This window comes from Nocardia sp. CA-145437 (assembly GCF_050956485.1).
GTDB lineage: Bacteria > Actinomycetota > Actinomycetes > Mycobacteriales > Mycobacteriaceae > Nocardia.
This window is the reverse complement of the sequence record NZ_CP191204.1, coordinates 5827666-5846572: the sequence shown is the minus strand read 5'-3', so window position 1 is coordinate 5846572 and position 18907 is coordinate 5827666. Positions and strand designations below refer to the sequence as shown.

14 protein-coding genes are annotated in these 18907 nt (G+C 71.1%); 10 read left to right on the top strand and 4 right to left on the bottom strand.

What is annotated here, in order from left to right:
- Positions 1-62: 62 nt before the first annotated feature.
- From ACQPYY_RS27205 to nudC, 4 genes are all read left to right on the top strand, one after another.
- Positions 63-3566 (top strand): ATP-dependent helicase, encoded by a 3504-nt coding sequence (locus tag ACQPYY_RS27205; RefSeq protein ID WP_433594740.1) that lies wholly within the window; start codon positions 63-65, stop codon positions 3564-3566.
- Positions 3563-7621 (top strand): ATP-dependent helicase, encoded by a 4059-nt coding sequence (locus ACQPYY_RS27200; protein WP_433591510.1) that lies wholly within the window; start codon positions 3563-3565, stop codon positions 7619-7621. The genes ACQPYY_RS27205 and ACQPYY_RS27200 overlap by 4 nt, the downstream gene beginning before the upstream one ends.
- A 118-nt stretch (positions 7622-7739) precedes the next feature.
- On the top strand, positions 7740-8798 hold the full coding sequence (locus tag ACQPYY_RS27195; protein ID WP_433591509.1) for a potassium channel family protein: 1059 nt from the start codon (positions 7740-7742) through the stop codon (positions 8796-8798).
- A gap of 26 nt (positions 8799-8824) precedes the next feature.
- Positions 8825-9745: an NAD(+) diphosphatase gene (gene nudC / locus ACQPYY_RS27190; RefSeq protein WP_433591508.1), complete on the top strand. Its 921-nt coding sequence runs from the start codon at positions 8825-8827 to the stop codon at positions 9743-9745.
- 60 nt (positions 9746-9805) lie between these two features.
- Here nudC and ACQPYY_RS27185 read toward each other — a convergent pair whose 3' ends face one another.
- On the bottom strand, positions 9806-10057 hold the full coding sequence (locus ACQPYY_RS27185) for a mycoredoxin (protein WP_357286972.1): 252 nt from the start codon (positions 10055-10057) through the stop codon (positions 9806-9808).
- Positions 10058-10186: 129 nt separating this feature from the next.
- Here ACQPYY_RS27185 and ACQPYY_RS27180 point away from each other — a divergent pair, with 129 nt between their 5' ends.
- The 6 genes from ACQPYY_RS27180 to ACQPYY_RS27155 all read left to right on the top strand — a co-directional run bounded on the left by ACQPYY_RS27180 (position 10187) and on the right by ACQPYY_RS27155 (position 14755).
- Positions 10187-10609 (top strand): SRPBCC family protein, encoded by a 423-nt coding sequence (locus ACQPYY_RS27180; RefSeq protein ID WP_433591507.1) that lies wholly within the window; start codon positions 10187-10189, stop codon positions 10607-10609.
- Complete coding sequence (locus ACQPYY_RS27175) at positions 10606-11049, top strand: EVE domain-containing protein (RefSeq protein ID WP_433591506.1); 444 nt, start codon at positions 10606-10608, stop codon at positions 11047-11049. The genes ACQPYY_RS27180 and ACQPYY_RS27175 overlap by 4 nt, the downstream gene beginning before the upstream one ends.
- The gene (locus tag ACQPYY_RS27170; protein WP_433594739.1) at positions 11049-11510 is read left to right on the top strand and encodes a MarR family winged helix-turn-helix transcriptional regulator; all 462 of its coding nucleotides are present in this window, start codon (positions 11049-11051) and stop codon (positions 11508-11510) included. Before ACQPYY_RS27175 ends, ACQPYY_RS27170 begins: the two co-directional genes overlap by 1 nt.
- A 147-nt stretch (positions 11511-11657) precedes the next feature.
- Positions 11658-13814 (top strand): ATP-dependent DNA helicase UvrD2, encoded by a 2157-nt coding sequence (locus ACQPYY_RS27165; RefSeq protein ID WP_433594738.1) that lies wholly within the window; start codon positions 11658-11660, stop codon positions 13812-13814.
- A 105-nt stretch (positions 13815-13919) separates the two neighbouring features.
- Entirely contained in the window at positions 13920-14300 is a 381-nt protein-coding gene (locus ACQPYY_RS27160; RefSeq protein ID WP_433591505.1) for a hypothetical protein, read from the top strand.
- A gap of 113 nt (positions 14301-14413) precedes the next feature.
- On the top strand, positions 14414-14755 hold the full coding sequence (locus ACQPYY_RS27155; RefSeq protein ID WP_357086867.1) for a WhiB family transcriptional regulator: 342 nt from the start codon (positions 14414-14416) through the stop codon (positions 14753-14755).
- Between the two features lie 161 nt (positions 14756-14916).
- Here ACQPYY_RS27155 and ACQPYY_RS27150 read toward each other — a convergent pair whose 3' ends face one another.
- From ACQPYY_RS27150 to ACQPYY_RS27140, 3 genes are all read right to left on the bottom strand, one after another.
- Complete coding sequence (locus tag ACQPYY_RS27150) at positions 14917-16305, bottom strand: ABC1 kinase family protein (RefSeq protein WP_379094266.1); 1389 nt, start codon at positions 16303-16305, stop codon at positions 14917-14919.
- A 44-nt stretch (positions 16306-16349) separates the two neighbouring features.
- A complete protein-coding gene (locus tag ACQPYY_RS27145) occupies positions 16350-17153 on the bottom strand; it encodes a hypothetical protein (protein ID WP_433594737.1) in 804 nt (267 codons plus the stop codon).
- A 272-nt stretch (positions 17154-17425) separates the two neighbouring features.
- Complete coding sequence (locus tag ACQPYY_RS27140) at positions 17426-18841, bottom strand: zinc-dependent metalloprotease (protein ID WP_433591504.1); 1416 nt, start codon at positions 18839-18841, stop codon at positions 17426-17428.
- Positions 18842-18907 lie beyond the last annotated feature (66 nt).

Sequence of the window (18907 nt, the reverse complement as noted above, 5' to 3'; positions counted from 1 at the left end):
CGGCACGGACAACTCATGGCAAACGAAAACTGTCGGGCCGGTCTGTTGAAATAGCCGACGTGATGCGATCGGATAGCTCGGTGCAATTGGTGCGCCGAGCCGAGTCGGAGACACTCCCCCGGGAGTGGGACCCCGCCCTCCGGCCGCTCTTCCACGAGCTCGGCGCCGACCCCGGCTGGCGACCGTGGCACGTGCTCGGCGGGCCCGGCACGGGAAAGACCACGTTGCTGGCCGAGGTGGCCGCCGCCCGCATCCTGGCCGGGGCCGCCCCGGAATCGGTGCTGGTCCTCACCTACACCAAGCGTGCCGCCACCGCCGTGCGCGCGGCCATCACCGCCCGCGTCGCCGCGGCCGCCCGCGATCCGGCTGGGTTCGATTCCACCGCGTTCGATCCGGACGTGGCCGGCGTGCCCGGAGCGACCCGGGGGCCGCTGGTGCGGACCGTCCACTCCTACGCCTTCGGCCTGCTGCGCTCCTTCGCGGCCGCCCACGGCAATCCGCCGCCGCGCCTGCTCACCGGATCCGAACAGGACATCGTGATCCGCGAACTGCTGCGCGGCGACCTCGCCGACGGCGCCGCCGGATGGCCCGAACGCCTGCATCCGGCCCTTACCGCGGCGGGGTTCGCTGAACAATTGCGGGACCTCATGTTGCGGGCCACAGAACGCGGTCTGGGACCCGAGGATCTGATCGAACTCGGCCGCGAACATCGTCACCCCGAATGGGTCGCCGCCGGCTATTTCGCCGAACGCTACGAGCAGATCATGATGCTGCGCTGGTCGGTCGGCATGGACGTGCCCGAGGCCAGCGCGCCCGCCCTCGATGCGGCCGAACTCGTCACCGCCGCTCTCGACGCCTTCCACGCCGACCCGGAACTCCTTGCCGCCGAACGTGATCAGCTGCACTGCGTGCTCGCCGACGATGCCCAGCACCTCGATCCCCATGCCGCCCAGCTGATCCGTCTGCTCGGCTCCGGCAATGCCGCCACCATCATCGCCGCCGATCCGGACCAGGCCGTCTACACCTTCCGCGGCGCCGACCCCCGCTTCGCCGCCGACCCAGGAGCCCCAGCCGACCGCCGCCTCATCCTCCGCCGAAACCACCGCTCGGCCACCGCTGTCCAAGAAGTAGCCAACCGTATCGCGTCCCGCCTCCCAGGCTCCGCGACCCATCGCACTGCACCCGGCGCGCCCGCCGAACCCACTCGCGACAGGGCGGGGCGTTCGCACGGCGCCCGGACCATCACCGCGCCCGAAATGCCCGAAATGTACTGGGGTGCCGCGCACCTCGAGGGTGAGGTACGGGTGCAGGTCCTCACCACACCCGCCAAGGAGGCGGCGCTGATCGCCGACCACCTGCGCCGTGCCCACCTCACGCACGGCGTGCCCTGGTCGCGGATGGCCGTGATCGTGCGGTCGGTCCCCCTGTCCCTGGCCCCGCTGCGCCGGGCCCTGCTCGCCGCCGGAGTGCCGGTCCGGCAGCCGCCCGCCGATGTCCCGCTCGCCCGGCGACGGGGCGCGGCCTGGATATTGTTGGCGCTGCGCGCGATCACCGCCGGTGACCCGACCGCCGTCCGGCACCCGCGACCCATCGCCTTCACCGCCGACGACGCGCTCGACCTGCTCGCGGGCCCCCTGGGCGGCGCCGACCAGATCAGTCTGCGCCGGCTGCGCCGCGGCATCCGGCGCACGGTGATGGAACTCGGCTATCCACAGCGTGACGACGCGGACGCCGCAGCCCCGGCGCCCGCCGACGCGGCCGAACCTGTTGTGGTGGAGTCCGATTCGAGTCGTTTCGCCGATCTGGACCGTTCGTCAGCCGAGATCCTCCGGGATCTGCTGGTGGGAACCGGGAATCGGGTCCTGCTCGAGAAGCTCACCACCGTGGAGGCCGCGCCCCTGCGGCGCGTGCTGAAGGCGCTGGGCCGGGCGCGCAAGCTGCGGCGCGAAGGAGCCGGTCTCGAGGACGTGATGTGGGGCGTGTGGACTGCCTCCGCCCTGGAACGGCGCTGGGTGGGCCAGTCCGAGCGCGGCGGCGCGGGCGGCATGCAGGCCGATCGGGACCTCGACGCGGTGGTCGGGCTGTTCGAGGCCGCTGCGGCGTACGTCGACCGGCTGCCGCGCGCCACCGTCGAGGGCTTCGTGGAATACCTCGAGCAGCAGGTGATTCCGCAGGACAACGCGCCGATCACCGACCCGGGCGAGGCGGTGACCATCTGCAGCGCGCACGCGGCCGCGGGCCAGGAATGGGACACCGTGGCGGTGGCCGCAGTCCAGGAAGGGATCTGGCCCGACCTGCGGCTGCGCGGCACCCTGCTGGGCGTCGAGGAACTGGTGGACCTGCTCGCGGGCGTGGGCGGCTCGGGGGAGAAGGTGAGCCGGTCCGCGCCGCTGCTGGCCGAGGAGCGGCGACTGCTGCTGGTCGCGTGCAGCCGGGCCCGCCGGTCGCTGCTGGTCACGGCGGTCGAATCGGTCACGGGGGACCAGGATCTGGTGCCGTCGCGCTTCCTCGGCGAGCTGGACGCCGACGCCGCCGACGGACGCCCGGGCAAGATTCCACCGGCCGTGGACCCGGGCCGCGCCCTGGCCATGCACGCCCTGATCGCCGAATTGCGCACCGCCGCTTGTGATCCCGAGTCGGCGCCGGAACGTCGCGCCCGTGCGGCCCGGCAGTTGGCGCGGCTGGCCCAGGCGGGCGTGCGGGGCGCGCACCCCGACGACTGGTACGGCACCGCCGAACTCTCCTCGGTGAATCCGTTGTGGGACAGCGAATCCGGGGTCATTTCCCTGTCCCCGTCCACCGTCGACCAGCTCGAGACCTGCCCGCTGCGCTGGGCGCTGGAACGCCACGGCGGCAGCGACGCGGAGAACCCGCACGCCCTCAAGGGCAATCTGGTGCACACCCTGGTGCAGGCGCTGGCCGGGCAGGTCAGCGAAGTCCAGGTGAAGCAGGCCCTGGTGAAGGCGTGGAAGAAGGTCGACCCGACCGCCCGCGACGGCGAGAACTGGCATTCCCGGGCGGAATTGCGCCGCACCGAGACCATGGTCGACACCTTCCTGGCCTGGCTGCGCAATACCCGCGACGAGCTCACCGCCATCGGCGTCGAGGTCCCGGTGGACTGCGTGCTGCCCGCCCGCGGCCCCGGCGAGGTGCCGGTGCGGATCACCGGCCGCGTGGACCGGGTGGAGCGAGATGGCTTGGGCCGCTTCGTCATCGTGGACGTCAAGACCGGCAAGACCCCCATCTCCAAACAGGCCGCCGAGGAGCACGCGCAGCTGGCCACCTACCAGGTCGCCGCCGCCGAAGGCGCGCTCGGCGAGGGCGAACCCGGCGGCGCGCGCCTGGTCTACGTCGCCAAACCCAACGCCAAGGAAGGCGCCACCCAGCGCACCCAGCCGGCGCTGGACGCCGCGGGCGTCGACAGCTGGCGCGACATCGTGCACCACGCCGCCGACGCCTCGAAAGGCCCCAGCTACCTCGCCATGCGCAATGACGGCTGCCGCCACTGCAAGGTGGCGGGCAGCTGCCCCGTGCAGGACCGCGGCCGCCAGGTGACCGACGAGTGACCACCGCATCCGACGGCGAACCCGTGGCGGGTGACGACCGGGCCGCCGGAGGCCGCGTCACCCCGCAACAACTGGCCGACGCGCTGGGCCTGCCGCCGCCCACCGACGAACAGGCCGCCGTCATCGCCGCCCCACCCGGCCCCACCCTGGTGGTGGCGGGAGCGGGCGCCGGCAAGACCGAGACCATGGCCGCCCGCGTGGTGTGGATGGTGGCCAACGGCCTGGTCGAACCCGATCAGGTGCTGGGCCTGACCTTCACCCGCAAGGCCGCGCAGCAGCTCACCACCCGCATCCGCACCCGTCTCGCCCGGCTCGCGGGCGCACCCGTCGTCCGCGACCTCGACCCCACCGGGCATCTGCGCGCCCAGCTCGCCGCCGCCGAACCCGAGATCAGCACCTACCACTCCTACGCGGGCCGCCTGCTCACCGAATACGGCCTGCTGCTGCCGGTCGAGCCCACCGCCACCCTGCTCACCCAGACCCAGCTGTGGCAGCTCGCCTACCGCGTCGTCTCCACCTGGGACGGCGACCTGGACACCGACCGCAGCCCCGTCGGCGTCACCGAAGCCGTCCTCGCCCTGACCGGCCAGCTCGCCGAACACCTGGTCCATCCCCGCGAATTGGCCACGGCCCACCTGGAATTGGAGCGCCTGGTCCACACGCTCCCCGCCGGGCCCCGCCAGAAAGGCGGCCCCAAACGCGCCCTCACCGACATCGTCGAAGCCCAGCAGGAGCGGGTGGCCCTGCTCCCACTGGTGGACCGCCTCGCCGAGGAACTCCGCCGCCGCGGCGCCCTCGACTTCGGCGCCCAGATGTCGCTGTCCGCCCGTCTCGCCGCCACCCATCCGGAAGTCGGTGCGGCGGAAAGAGACCGCTTCCGCCTGGTCCTCCTCGACGAGTACCAGGACACCGGCCACTCCCAGCGCATCCTGCTCTCCTCCCTGTTCGGCGCGGCAGCCATGGTCCCGGAATCCACCGCGCCGTCCGGTGATACGGCCGCGGCCCCGCAGTCAGGCGATGCGGCCCCGCTGTCAGGCGATGCGGCGGCGCTGTCGAACTCCCGTGCCGCGGCGCCGGGCGGCGGCGCGGTGCGCCCGGAGCGGGTTCGGGAGAACGGTCGAGACCCGGCACGGCGGCCCACCCGCGCCGATGACGCCACCAGCCCCGGCGAACCGGCCGACTCGACCGCCGCACGGGCACGGCGGCAGCGGCTGGCGGTGACCGCCGTCGGCGACCCCATGCAGTCGATCTACGGCTGGCGTGGCGCCTCGGCGGCCAATCTGCCGCGCTTCACCACCGACTTCCCCAGTGCGCCAGGGGTTCCCGCGCCGGTGCTGCCGCTGCTCACCAGCTGGCGCAATCCGCCCGAAGCGCTGGATCTGGCCAACCTGGTGTCGGATCCGCTGCGTGAGCGGGCGGCGCGGGGCGGGGGAGTGACGGTGGACGCGCTGCGGCCCCGGCCCGACGCCACCGACGGTCTGGTAGCGCTGGCTCTGGCGGAAACCGTTGCGATGGAACGGGAATGGGTGGCCGAACGGATCGCCGCCGAATGGGCCGAGGCGGCCGAGGCCGAGAACCCGCCGCCGACCTCCGCGGTCCTGGTGCGGCGCAATGCCGATGCCGCGCCGCTCGCCGAGGCGCTGCGGGAGCGCGGGCTGCCGGTGGAGATCGTGGGCCTGGGCGGGCTGCTGCACACGCCGGAGGTCGCCGATATCGTCGCCACCCTGCGCCTGATCGCCGATCCGGCCGCGGGCAGCGCCGCGGTGCGCATCCTCACCGGCGCGCGCTGGCGCATCGGCGTCTCCGATATCGCGGCCCTGTCCCGCCGCGCCCGCGAGCTGTCCATTCGCCGCCCGGCCGGGCAGGCCGACGCCATCACCGACACCGCCACCCTGGACGAGGCGCTGCGTGAGGTCGCCCCCGAACCCGCCGAGAAGGCGGGCCTCGGCGACGCCATCGCCGATCCCGGTGAGGCGGAACAGTATTCGCCGCAGGGCTTCGGCCGCATCGTGGCGCTGGGCCGGGAACTGGGCGCGCTGCGCGAACGCTCCGGACAGCCGCTGGCCGAACTGGTCGCCGATGTCGAGCGCACCATCGGCGTCGGCGTGGAGACCCAGGCCCGCCGCACCCACGCCGCCGCCGGGCGCGAACACCTCGACGCCTTCGCGGAGGTGGTGGCCGGCTACACCGCCGACCACCGCTCCTCCCTGACCGGGCTGCTCGACTTCCTCGCCGCCGCCGAGGAGGTCGAGAACGGTTTGGAGCCGGGCGAAGTCGAGGTCGCCCACGACCGGGTCCAGGTCCTCACCGTGCACGCCGCCAAGGGCCTGGAATGGGAGGTGGTCGCGGTCCCGCACGTCGTGGACGGCACCTTCCCGTCCGGCACCGGCACCGCCACCTGGATGGGCGCGCTCGCCGAACTCCCCACCTCGCTGCGCGGCGACCGCGCCCAGGAGGACGCCACCGACGGCGTGCCCGTCCTGGACCTGGCCGACCTCTACGACCGCGCCGACCTCGAACGCGCCCTCGACGAACACAAGAAGGCCCTCGCCGCGCGCCGCCTCGACGAGGAACGCCGCCTGTTCTACGTGGCCCTCACCCGCACCGAACGCGCCCTGTTCGTCTCCGCCCACCACTGGGCCGAGACCGGCTCGAAACCCAAGGGCGCCTCCGGGTTCCTGCTCGAACTGAAGAACGAGACCGAGACGCCGGGCTCCTCGCTGTCCGGCGGCGTGCGGATCGACCGCTGGGACGACGCGCCGCTGCCCGGCACCCTCAACCCCTTCACCGACAACCCGCAGACCGCCACCTGGCCCCGCGACCCGCTCGGCGCCCGCCGCGAATTCGTGGAAGAGGGCGCGGCCCTGGTCAAGGCCGCCCTCGACGTGCTGCGCGACGAATCCCGGCCCGAACAGATCGAACTCGACTTCGGCCCCGGATTCGGCGACACAGCAACCGATCCCGAGACCACCGACGGCGCGTCGGACGACCCCGACGACGAGGACCCTGAGGGCTGGGCCGAGGACGTCGACGCCCTCATCGCCGAGCACCGCGCCGCCGAACAATCCATCCGCGAGGTCGAACTCCCCGGCCAGCTCGCCGCCACCGCCCTGGTCGACCTGCGCGCCGATCCCGCGAAACTCGCTGCGCGCCTGCGCCGTCCGCTGCCCTATCCGCCCAGCCCCTACACCCGCCGCGGCACCGCCTTCCACGCCTGGCTGCAGCGCTGGTTCGCGGGCGCCCGCCTGCTCGGCTTCGAAACCCTGCCCGGCGCGGCCGACACCGCCGACACCGACGCCGACCTGATGCGCCTCCAGGAAGCCTTCCTCGCCTCCCCGTGGGCCGACCGCAATGCCGTGGAAGTGGAGATCTCCTTCGAGACCACCATCGCCGGCACCGTGATCCGCGGCCGCATGGACGCCGTCTTCCGCCGCCCCGACGGGGCCTGGGTGATCGTGGACTGGAAGACCGGCGCGGAACCCCGGCGCGGCGAAGAGGATTCGGTCGCCGTGCAGCTGGCCGTCTACCGGCTGGCCTGGGCCCGGCTGGAAGCCGCGCGCAGCGGCCGCCCCGAAGCCGACGTGCTGGCCGAGACCTTCGCGGCCTTCCACTACGTCCGCTCCGGCCGCACCATCGCGCCCGCGCACCTGCCCGGCCCGGCCGAACTCGCCGCCATCATCACCAGCGCGGCTCCTCGTCGCGCACCGCAAGCGCCGCCGCCGGACGAACCCCCGTCGCCGGACGAACCGGACTACGACGATCCCGGGCCCACCGAACCGGTCGAGGTCGAATTGCTGCGCCCCCGGCCCGCTTCGGCGCGTCCCGGAACGCCGGAAGGCGCCGCGCCCTCGGCGCGCCCGGGCTCAGAAGCGCCACCCGGCCCGGATGCGCCGCCGGACCTCGAGCCGCCCGCGGACGCGGACACGGGTTCCCGGTCCGGCACCCTCCGGGATCCCCTGCCCGACTTCGACTTCCCGCTGTCCGACATCGATTTCCCACCGGATTTCGAGCCGCCACCGGACCCGGAGTACCTGCCGCCGGACCTCCAGGGATGAGTCTGGTCGCGGTCCGAGTTCGCGACGCGCCCCGCTGGGAACCGCCGCGCCCAGTTTCGGCCGGTACGCTCCGGACCTGTGTCGCTGCCAGAAGTGCCAGAAATGAACGGTGATTCGCGTGTTGGGTGATTCCTCGCGCGGACTGGCCGGGCTCACCGATCGGCCCGACTTCGCGCTCGTCGGTGTGCTGCGGATCCCGTCCGCCCAGTCCAGCCCCTGGTATTCGCTGCTGCGGCGGCTCGGCCTGGCGGTGCTGCTGCTGGTCGGGGCCACCCTGGTCGTGTACGTCGGCCGCGACGGATACCACGACAACGCCCGCGAGCACATGGGTCTGCTGGATTGCGCGTACTACGCGACGGTCTCCCTGTCGACCACCGGCTACGGCGACATCACCCCTGTCACCCCCACCGCGCGGCTGATCAATATTCTCGTGGTCACGCCACTGCGGATCCTGTTCCTCATCGTATTGGTCGGCACCACCCTGTCCGTGCTCACCGAACGATCCCGGCAGGCGTTCAAGATTCAGCGATGGAGGCGCACCGTGCGTAATCACACCGTGGTAGTCGGCTACGGCACCAAGGGCCGCACGGCCGTGGACGCCATGCTCGCCGACGGCGAACAGCCCAGCAATATCGTCGTCGTCGACACCGACCCGCAGGTGCTCGAATTCGCCGCCAACGCCGGACTGGTGACCGTGCAGGGCTCGGCCACCAAGTCGGATGTGTTGCGGCTGGCCGGGGTTCAGCACGCGTCGGCCGTCGTGGTCGCGGCCAACCGCGACGACACCGCGGTGCTGGTCACCCTCTCCGCCCGCGAGATCAACCCCAAGGCAAGGATTTCCGCCGCCGTCCGCGAGGCCGAGAACACGCACGTGCTGCGTCAGTCCGGCGCCGACTCGGTGGTGGTGTCCTCGGAGACCGCGGGCCGGCTGCTCGGCATCGCCACCACCAAGCCCACCGTGGTCGACATGATCGAGGACCTGCTCACCCCCGACGCCGGTTTCGCCATCGCCGAACGCGACGTGGAGACCGAGGAGATCGGCGGCTCCCCGCGCCACCTGCGCGACATCGTGCTCGGCGTGGTCCGCGACGGCAACCTCATCCGGGTCGGCGATCCCGAGACCGACGCCCTCGAGGCACACGACAAGCTGCTGTATCTGCGGCGCGTCCACGCCTGAGCGGAGCGCCCGTCTAGTCTCGGGGTGTGTCAGCTTTTGAGCTCAATGCCGTTCCGGTGCTGTCGCGGACCTCGCTCGACCGCGCCGAACACCTCCGCTCCGACGAACAGGCGCTGAAAGAGGGCTGGCCCCAGGCCAAACTCCTCCGGATGAACAAGCGCGGCCAGGTCCGCGTCGATCAGGGCGGCGTGGTGCTCGAGGCCGCGCTCACCCTCGCCCCCGAACGGGCCCCCGAGGCCGTCTTCCTCGGCGTCGACGGCGACATCCACCTGTGGGCGGTGCGCGACAACACCATCGAGGGCGAACTGGCCGATCTGCGCGCCTTCGGCGCCACCCTCGACCTCGACGACTTCGGCACCGGCCTGCTGGCCACCGCCATCGCGGTCCTGAACTGGCACGACAAGGCCGCCTTCAGCGCGGTCGACGGCAGCCCCACCACCTCCGCCAACGGCGGCTGGTCCCGGATCAGCGAAGCCGGGCACGAGGATTTCCCGCGCACCGACCCGGCCGTCATCTGCCTCATCCACGACGGCGGCGACCGCGTCCTGCTGGCGCGTCAGCACACCTGGCCGCAGGGTCTGTTCTCACTGCTCGCCGGATTCGTGGAGGCGGGGGAGTCCCTGGAACGCTGCGTCGAACGCGAGATCAAGGAGGAGGTCGGCGTCGACGTCCGCGAGATCCGCTACCTGGGCAGCCAGCCCTGGCCGTTCCCGCGCTCGCTCATGCTCGGGTTCGCCGCGGTCGGAGACCCGGACCAGCCCCTGGCCTTCAGCGACGGCGAGATCGCCGAGGCGTACTGGTTCACCCGGGCCGAGGTGCGCGAAGCGCTCGCCGCGGGCGCATGGGGATCGCCCACCGGAGCCACCGGCGGCGAGGCGAAACTGCTACTGCCGGGCTCGATCTCGATCGCCCGGACCATCGTCGAATCCTGGGCCGCCGAGAACTGAGGCGGTGCAACAGGAAGCCGCACACCTACGGGTGTGCGGCTTCTTCGGTATCCACGGGGCTCAGCCGATGGCGGCGAGGGCTTCCTTGACCTGATGCAGGCTCGGGTTGGTGGCGGTCGAGCCGTCGCGGTACTTGATCGTCGGCACAACGTGATTGCCGTTGTTGACGCTGCCGACGAACTCGGCGGCCTCGGGGTGGTCTTCGATGTCGATCACCTCGTAGGTGATCCCGGCCTCGTCGAGCTGGGTCTTGAGGCGGCGGCAGTAGCCGCACCAGGTCGTCGAGTACATGGTCAGATCGGTAGCAGTCACGGTCGATGCAACATACTCACCGCCGATCGTGTTCCTGCCGCGGGGTCATTGTGAGCGGATCGACCGTGGCTCGGAACCGAGCGCGGACCGGGGGTTGACGGGTGAATAGTAAGCGCGCATACTAATTTCATGACGTTCATCGCCGAAGCCTCCGCCACCTCGACCGCCGCTCCCGCCGCCTTCTTCACCAAGTGGGCCGACATGGCCACCTGGCCGGAGTGGAACCAGGACACCGAATGGGTCACCCTCGACGGCCCGTTCGTCCAGGGCGCGACCGGCGTCCTCAAGCCCAAGGGCGGCCCCAAGACCACGTTCGTGATCACCAAGCTCACCGACTCCGAGTTCATCGACACGTCCAAGCTGCTCGGCGCGCGGCTGATCTTCGCCCACGAGGTCGCGACCGTCGCCGGCGCCACCACCGTCACCGTCCGCGTCACCATGGAGGGCCCGCTGCGCGCTCTGTGGATCAAGATCATGGGCAGCGGCCTGCGCGAATCCCTGCAGCGTGATGTCGACGCGCTGGTCGCGGCCGCCGAGGCGGTGCTGGTATGAGCACCCGGTACTGGCTCGGCGTCGTCTCCCGCGACCACGTCCGCCGCGGCGTCGAACTCGGCTTCGCACAAGCCAATCACGGCAAACGCGCCGCCGTGGAACGCATGCACGCCGGAGACGGACTCGTCTACTACTCGCCTCGCACCGGCATGCGCGAGGGCGAACCGATCAAGGCCTTCACCGCCCTCGGCACCATCGCCGAGGGCCCGGCCTGGCAGGTCGAGGCTGGGCCCGATTCAGCAGCCGGGGGCGGCTGCTTCCGCCCGTGGCGGCGCGCGGTCGACTACGACCGCACCGCCCGCCAGACCTCCATCGACACGCTGCGCGGCGAACTGGACCTGACCAGCGTCCCCAACTGGGGCATCGTGCTGCGACGCGGCCTGATCGAACTCACCGCCCACGATTTCGCCGTCATCTCCCGCGCTATGGTCGGCCGGTGATGGCGAATGACGGACTGCACACCGAATTCGAGCATGCCGACGAAAGCCCCGGTCTCTTGCTCTGGCAGGTGACCAACCGCTGGCAGGCCGCCCAGCGCGCCGCCCTGGCCCCCTTCGACCTCACCCACGTCCAGTTCGTCCTGCTCGCCTCCCTGACCTGGCTCACCGGCCGGTCGGGCGGCGACCCCGTCACCCAGCGCGACGTCGCCGACCAGGCCGCCACCGACCCCATGATGACCTCCCAGGTTCTGCGCACCCTGGAACAGAAGGGCCTGCTCGAACGCCACGAGCACCCCACCGACAAACGCGCCCGCTCCCTGCGCCCCACCGAATCCGGTGCCGCCCTGGTCAATCGGGCCATCGGCGCGGTCGAAGCCTGCGACCACGACTTCTTCGAAACCCTCGGCGAACAGACCCCCCGCTTCACCGCCGCCCTGCGCCGCCTCCGCGACCGCGACTGAACCGCCTGCGCGACGGCGACCCCCGGCTCCGCCGAACTCGGGCCGACCCAGCGGCCGCGCAGTCTGATCGAGCATCCGCGCACCGGGGCGGCCGATTCGGAGCCGCCACGCCGATGGCCGCCGGCTATGTCGGAGGGCGCTGTCATGATGGAGCGCGTGACTGCCGCTACCACCCAGGCCCAGCTCCGGCTCGACGACCTCGATGCCGAGCAGGCGGCGGCCGTGCGCGCGCCCCGGGGACCGGTCTGCGTGCTGGCGGGCGCGGGCACCGGCAAGACGCGCACCATCACCCATCGCATCGCGCACCTGGTGTCGGCCGGGCACGTCCGGGCCGATCAGGTGCTGTCGGTGACCTTCACCGCCCGCGCGGCGGGGGAGCTGCGGAACCGGTTGCGGGCGCTGGGTCTGAGCGGCGAGGCCGGGCAGGTGCAGGCACGCACCTTCCACGCCGCGGCGCTGCGGCAGCTCAAGTACTTCTGGCCGCAGGTGGTCGGCGACGTGCCGTGGCGGCTGATCGACGGCAAGTTCCCCATCGTGGCCCAGGCCGCTGGCCGCGCGGGCCTGCCCACCGACACCGACAGCCTGCGCGATCTGATCAGCGAGATCGAATGGGCCAAGGGCTCGCTCATCGCGCCCGAGGACTACGCGGGCGAGGCGGCCCGCCGCCACCGCGACGTGCCCTACGAGGCCAAGAAGGTCTCGGCGGTCTACACCTATTACGAGGCGCTGAAGAACACCCCCGACGGCCTGCTGCTCGACTTCGACGATCTGCTGCTGCACACCGCCGCCGCGCTCGAGGACTACTCCTCGGTGGCCGAGGAGTTCCGCGGTCGCTACCGGTGTTTCGTGGTGGACGAGTACCAGGACGTCACCCCGCTGCAGCAGCGGGTGCTCGACGCCTGGCTCGGCGATCGCGACGACCTGACCGTGGTCGGCGACGCCAACCAGACCATCTACTCGTTCACCGGCGCGAGTCCCACCTTCCTGCTGGACTTCTCGCGCCGCTTCCCCGAGGCCACCGTGGTCCGCCTGGAACGCGACTACCGGTCCACCCCGCAGGTGGTGTCGCTGGCCAACCGGGTGATCGGCGCGGCCCGCGGCCGCATCGCGGGCACCCGGTTGCAGCTCATCGGGCAGCGTCCCGACGGTCCGGAACCGGCCTTCGCCGAATACGACGACGAGCCCGCCGAGGCCGCCGCCGTGGCCAAGGCGGTCGCCAAACTGCTGAGCAAGGGCGTGCCCGCGGCGGAGATCGCCATCCTCTACCGCATCAACGCGCAGTCGGAGGTCTACGAACAGGCGCTCACCGAGGCGGGCATCCCGTATCAGGTGCGCGGCGGCGAGGGCTTCTTCCAGCGGCCGGAGGTGCGGCAGGCGGTGTCCGCGCTGCGCACCGCCGCCAATCGCGACGACCTGCCCGATGCCCGCGGCCCGAAACTGGTGACCCTGGTGCGCGCGGCGCTGGCCGGAGTCGGGCTCACCAAGGAGGAGCCGGTCGGCGTCCAGGCCCGGGAGCGTTGGGCCTCGCTGGTGGCGCTGGTCGCCCTCACCGAGGAATTGGCCGAGGCCGAACCCGAACTCGATCTGTCCGGCCTGCTGCGCGAGCTGGCCGCCCGCGCCGAGGCCCGGCACCCACCGACCGTGCAGGGCGTCACGCTGGCCTCGCTGCACGCGGCCAAGGGCCTGGAGTGGGACGCCGTCTTCCTGGTCGGCCTGGCCGACGGCACCCTGCCCATCCAGCACGTGCTCGGCCCCGACGCGACCGTGTCCGACGAGGCCGCGCTGGAGGAGGAACGCCGCCTGCTCTACGTCGGCGTCACCCGGGCGCGCGAGCACCTCCAATTGTCCTGGGCGCTGGCCCGTTCCGCGGGCGGGCGCAAGGTGCGCCGCCGCTCCCGGTTCCTCATCGGCCTGGTCCCCGACGATTCCCCGGCCTCGCGCATCGCCACCCACACCACCGAGCGGCCCAGCGGTCCCAAGCGGGTCCACCCGACCTGCCGGATCTGCGGCCGCCCGTTGCTCAATACCCAGGCCACCATGCTGGGCCGCTGCTCGCGATGTCCCGCCGACATCGACACCGGACTGCTCGAGGCGCTGAAGGAGTGGCGCCGCGAGAAGGCCGACGAGCTCAAACTGCCCCATTTCGTGGTATTCAGCGATACGACCTTGACAGCGATCGCCGAACAACGCCCGGCCGATGATCGTGCCCTGGTCGCGATACCCGGGATCGGCGCGAAGAAGCTCCAGACCTACGGCGCGGAGGTGCTCGCCGTTGTGAGGTCGAAAACCGCAGGTCAAAAATAGGTTGTGCGTATCTGTATGGATACCTAATGTGGTTCAGGTGCACAGGGGAAGACCCCGTGCGCGACAAGCACTGATCGCAAACGAGTGAAGGAGGGAGGCAGACCAATGAACAGCAACGCAGGCATCGCGACGACCGGCATCACCGCCGGCCGCGTCAGCATGGCGTCAGTCATGTCCGTTGCGCCCGTCTCCCTGGGGATCCTCGCTTCGCAGGGGATTCGTGTGTCCGGCCTCAGTGGCGATCTTGGTCTTCAGGTCTTTGCAAGCAAAGCCCAAGCGGATCAGCAGATCGTGATCAAGCAGGACGAGCCCGAGGGCAATTGGTACCCGGCAACCGCAGTCGCTGACACCGTCACCGGCTCGGCCGTCGAAACCGTCACAGGCGCAGCCGGATCCGAGCGACCGGTGCATCTGCTGGCAGCCCGCCCCAACACCACCGACCCAGCGTCCGTGAACAGGAGTCGACACCGAAGTCGACTCAGGTAGGGATTCACCTCCCAGACCTCCTGGCCACGGATCGCGACAGACGCGAAACCGTGGCCATAGTTTTATCGGCCTCCAGCCACCGGCACCGGTTTCGCGAAACCTACGAACGACCGATGCACGAGCTGAAGGAGAACGACGTGTCCACCACGGTCATCCGTGAACGAGTGACATGCCGCAACACCGTGGCCAACACGACCGCCCGCACCCGCCGGGCCGTCACCATCAATGTCCCCTGCCGCGCCGGCAACCCCGACCTGTGGTTCGCCGAGGCTCCGGCCCAGCTGGAAGAGGCCAAGGCGCTGTGCGCCAGCTGCCCGATCCGTCAGGGCTGCCTGTCGGCCGCCCTGGATCGTGCCGAGCCGTGGGGTGTCTGGGGCGGTGAGATCTTCGACCAGGGTGTCGTGATCGCCCGCAAGCGCCCGCGTGGCCGCCCGCGCAAGGTCACGGTGGCATGACCGCCCCGGCTTCCGGGGGAATTGAACGCATACGACCCGCTTACCTGGAGGTAGGCGGGTCGTTTTGCGTCTCCTGACAACAACTCTCGTAGCTCTCAGGGGCTTACCCTGAAACCCCTGTCGCCAGAGCACCGGGGCGAGGCTTCTTCGAAACCCTCTGCCTACGAAGCCGCTCGGCGGGTTTCGGCGTAGCCGGGGACCCAGTCGTTCATCAGTTTCATGAAGGGGACTTCGGCGTCGAGCTGGGCGCAGATGCCGACCGAGCCGCCCAGGACCCGGAAGATCATCACGTGTTCGGCCGGAAGTTGCAGGGAGCGGGCCGTTTTCATCATCTCGGCATTGGAGATGTCGGTGGCCTTGCCCGCGACGCGCTGCATCCAGCGGCGGGTGAAGTGGAAGGTTTCGGTCTTGATCGGGTCGGTGAAGGGGCGGAGATAGTCCTGAATCTCCTGGATGCTCACCGTCTTTCCGGGAATCACCCAGCCATTGTCGTGCAGCAGCGCCACCAGCTCGTCGAAGCGGTCCTCGACCTCCAGCGCCACCAGTTCACCCAGGACCTTGGGGAAGCCGCTGGGCAGCGGGGCGCAGGCGCCGTAGTCGATGACCGCGAGCCGCCCGTCCTCGAGCACCATGAAGTTGCCCGGATGCGGATCGGCGTGCAGCAGTCCCGCGATGGCCGGTGAGCTGAAATGGAATTCGCCCATCAGCGCCGCCACCCGATTGCGCAGCTCGACCGTCCCCTCCGGATCGGCCATGCCCTGCTGGATGATTCGCGAGACCGGGGTGGCGTTGTCGAGCCATTCGGTGACGATCACCTTCGGCGCGCTGGCTACCACCTTCGGCACCAGGAAGCGGGGGTGCCCGTGGAACGCCTTGGCGAACTGGCGCTGGTGCCCGCCCTCGATCCGGTAGTCCAGCTCCTCCTCGGTGCGTTCGCTGATCTCGGCGAGGATCGGCTTGATCTCCGCGCCGGGGATCAGCGCGCCCATCATGCCCGCCATCCGATTGAGTGTCTTGAGATCGGCGCGCAGCGCTTCGTCGGCGCCCGGGTACTGCACCTTCACCGCGACGGTTCGGCCGTCGGACCAGATCGCCTTGTGCACCTGGCCGATGCTGGCCGAGGCGGTGGGCTGGTCGTCGAATTCCCGGAACCGTTGCCGCCAACCGGTTCCCAGCTGCTGGTCGAGCTGCCGGTGCACGGCCGCGACCGGCATGGGCGGCGCGGCGGCCTGCAGCTTGGTGAGCGCCTCGCGGTAGTGCTCGCCGAACTCCTCGGGGACGGCGGCCTCCATCACCGACAGCGCCTGTCCGAACTTCATGGCCCCGCCCTTGAGCTCCCCGAGCACGGCGAACAGCTGTTCGGCGGCCTTCTGATTGAGCTCGGCGTTGATCTCCTGCTTGTCTCCCCCGGCAAGTTTGCGGCCGAACCCGACGGCCGCCCGCCCTGCGATGCCGAGCGGAATCTTGGCCAGCTTGGCATTGCGGGAAGAGCGCTTGCTCACAATCTCTGACACGTTCCCATCATGCCGATGTCCCAGACGGTTCGCCATGGGATTCGGGTGTTCTGCCGGGTGACGAGGGGGAGTGGTTTCCATCACACCGCCGCGTCCGCGCCGCAACCGCAGTCGGGATGCGGCGTCCAGGTCCGCCGATCCAGCCGCGGGAGGTCCGGGTCCCATTCCAGGGTGGCGTTCAAACTCGCGGGTGGCCGCTCCGCGCGGCCGCGGGCGACGGTCTCGATCTCGCGCAGCGCCAGCGCCGCGGTGAGCGCGGCCACCGCCGGGGAGGCGCACCCGACCCGGCCCAGCAGCTGCGCGGACAGTTGCGGCCAGGCCGGTTCGGCCGCCGTGCGGTACAGGTCCGCGCAACGCAGGCAGGCGGTTTCGCCCGGCAGCACCAGCGGGCCGACGATCCCGGCCCCGTCGCGGATCCGCACCTGCAGGTGCGGGACGCGCGCCCGCATGAGGTCGGCGACCAGCGCCGGATCGGGCACCAGCGTGTCGGACAGCACCAGCAGATCCGGCCGCTCCGGCCACGGCCCGCCGCTATCCGGCGCGCCCGGACGCCCATGAGAGTGCTTGGTCCGCAGCCCGATCCCGTGCAGCCCGTCGAGCAGGGCGTCCGCCAAGGGCCCACGCCCATGCACCCGCACCGTCCGCAGCCGGCTCCGCGGCTCCGCCGCCGCCAACAGACCGGCATCCGCCAGCTCCCCCAGCAGCGTCCGCGTGTCCTCGACCGCGAACCCCAATTCCCGCGCCTGCCAGAGGATCTCCGACTCGGTCCGCGACCCGTCGAGCAGCCGCACCAACGCAGGCCCCGACTCCACGGGACCGCGCGGTCGCAGAATGACCGCGCGCTCCGGACTCCACCCCAGCTGCACCGCGCCATTCGGTCGCACCAACACCGTGATCCGCGGATGCAACATCGGTCCGCGACTGAAGGTGATCGCCCCACGCGAAGGCGTCGTCGCAGGTCGCGGCGAGGTCGCCACTGCCGTGCACGGGGGAGTGACTGATGCCGTTCGCACGGGGGACGTGGCGGTTCGAGCGGGGGCCGCTGTTGTCGGTGTGGGGCTTATTGCCGTCATAGCGTCAGTCTGCGGGCTCCCGGAAATGCGGAAACCCGCGAAAACGCTTGTTCATCAGCGGTTTCGCGGGTTATCCACAACTCTTATTTGGTGTCTTCCCCGTCCGAGGTTCCGGCCTCGGCGTCGCCGCCCCGGGCCTCCTTCTCGGCCCGTTCGCGCGCCTCGGTCTCGGCCAGCTGCGCCAGCGGATCGTCGAACACCGTCGACCCGCCGCCCAGCACCGAGTCGATGAAGCCCGCCGGGGAGTCCAGATCCGAGGAGTCGGGCAGCAGGTCCGGGTGCGCCCAGACGCCGTCGCGCTTCTCCAGGCCGGTGTCGTCGGTCAGTCGCCGCCACAGCGCGGCGGCCTCGCGCACCTTGCGCGGTCGCAGTTCCAGGCCGACCAGGGTCGCGAAGGTCTGCTCGGCGGGGCCGCCGGTGGCGCGGCGGCGGCGCAGCGTCTCGGCCAGCGCGCCCGCGCCGGGCAGCCGGTCGCCGACGGCGTCGCTCACCACGGTCTCCACCCAGCCCTCGATCAGGGCGAGCAGGGTTTCCAGCCGTTCCAGCGCGGCCTTCTGCTCGGGCGTGGTCTGCGGTTCGAAAGTCCCTTGGGACAGCAGCTCTTCCAGCTTGGACGGATCCTGCGCCAGGGTCATCGGGTCCAGGCCCGCCGCGGCCTGCTCGATGGCCGAGAAGTCCATCTTGATGCCGCGCGCGTAGTCCTCGACCGCGCCCAGCACCTGCTGGCGCAGCCACGGCACGTGCGCGAACAGCCGCTGGTGGGCGGCCTCGCGGGCGGACAGGTAGACCAGGATCTCGCTTTCGGGCTGCTCGAGCCCGGCGCTGAATTCGGAGATGGCGGTGGGCAGCAGCGCGGCGGTGCCGGCGGGACCCAGCGGCAGCCCGATGTCGGTGGAGGTCAGCACCTCCTTGGCGAGCTGGCCCAGGGCCTGGCCCAGCTGCGAACCGAAGGCGAGCCCGCCCATCTGGCCGAGCATGCCCATCATCGGCCCGGCGAATTCGCGGGCCTCGGCCGGCAGCGTCGCGGTCCACATGCCCGAAACCTGTTCGGCCACCGGGTCGCAGAGCCGCTTCCAGGTGGGCAGCGTCTCCTCGATCCAGTCGTTGGCGGTCCAGGCGACGGTCTTGTTCGCGCCGGCCGGGAAGGTGGTGGCCGCGTCGAGCCACAGTTCCGCCAGGTGCGAGGCGTCGGTCACGGCCTTCTGCGCCCCTGCGGAGACCGGCGTGACGCTCGCGCCCAGCTGCTGGCGGGCCAGCCGCTTGGCGATGTCGTAATTGACCGGTCCGGCCTGGGATGCGCCCGGCTGACCCATGCTCGAGAACATGGCGCCCAGCTGCGAGAGCATCTGGCCGAGTTGCGAGGGATCGAATCCGCCACCGCCCGGGCCGCCCATGGCGAATCCGAACGGGTTGTTCGCATCAGAACCGCTGGACTCGTCGCCGGGCTTGCGCTCCGGGTCGTCGTCGCGATTCGAGAATCCGAACGGGAAATCACTCATACCCACTACGGTACTGGAGCCGCGGATCACACGAACCGCCGAGCGGAGCGCGGCAATGGCCTCGAT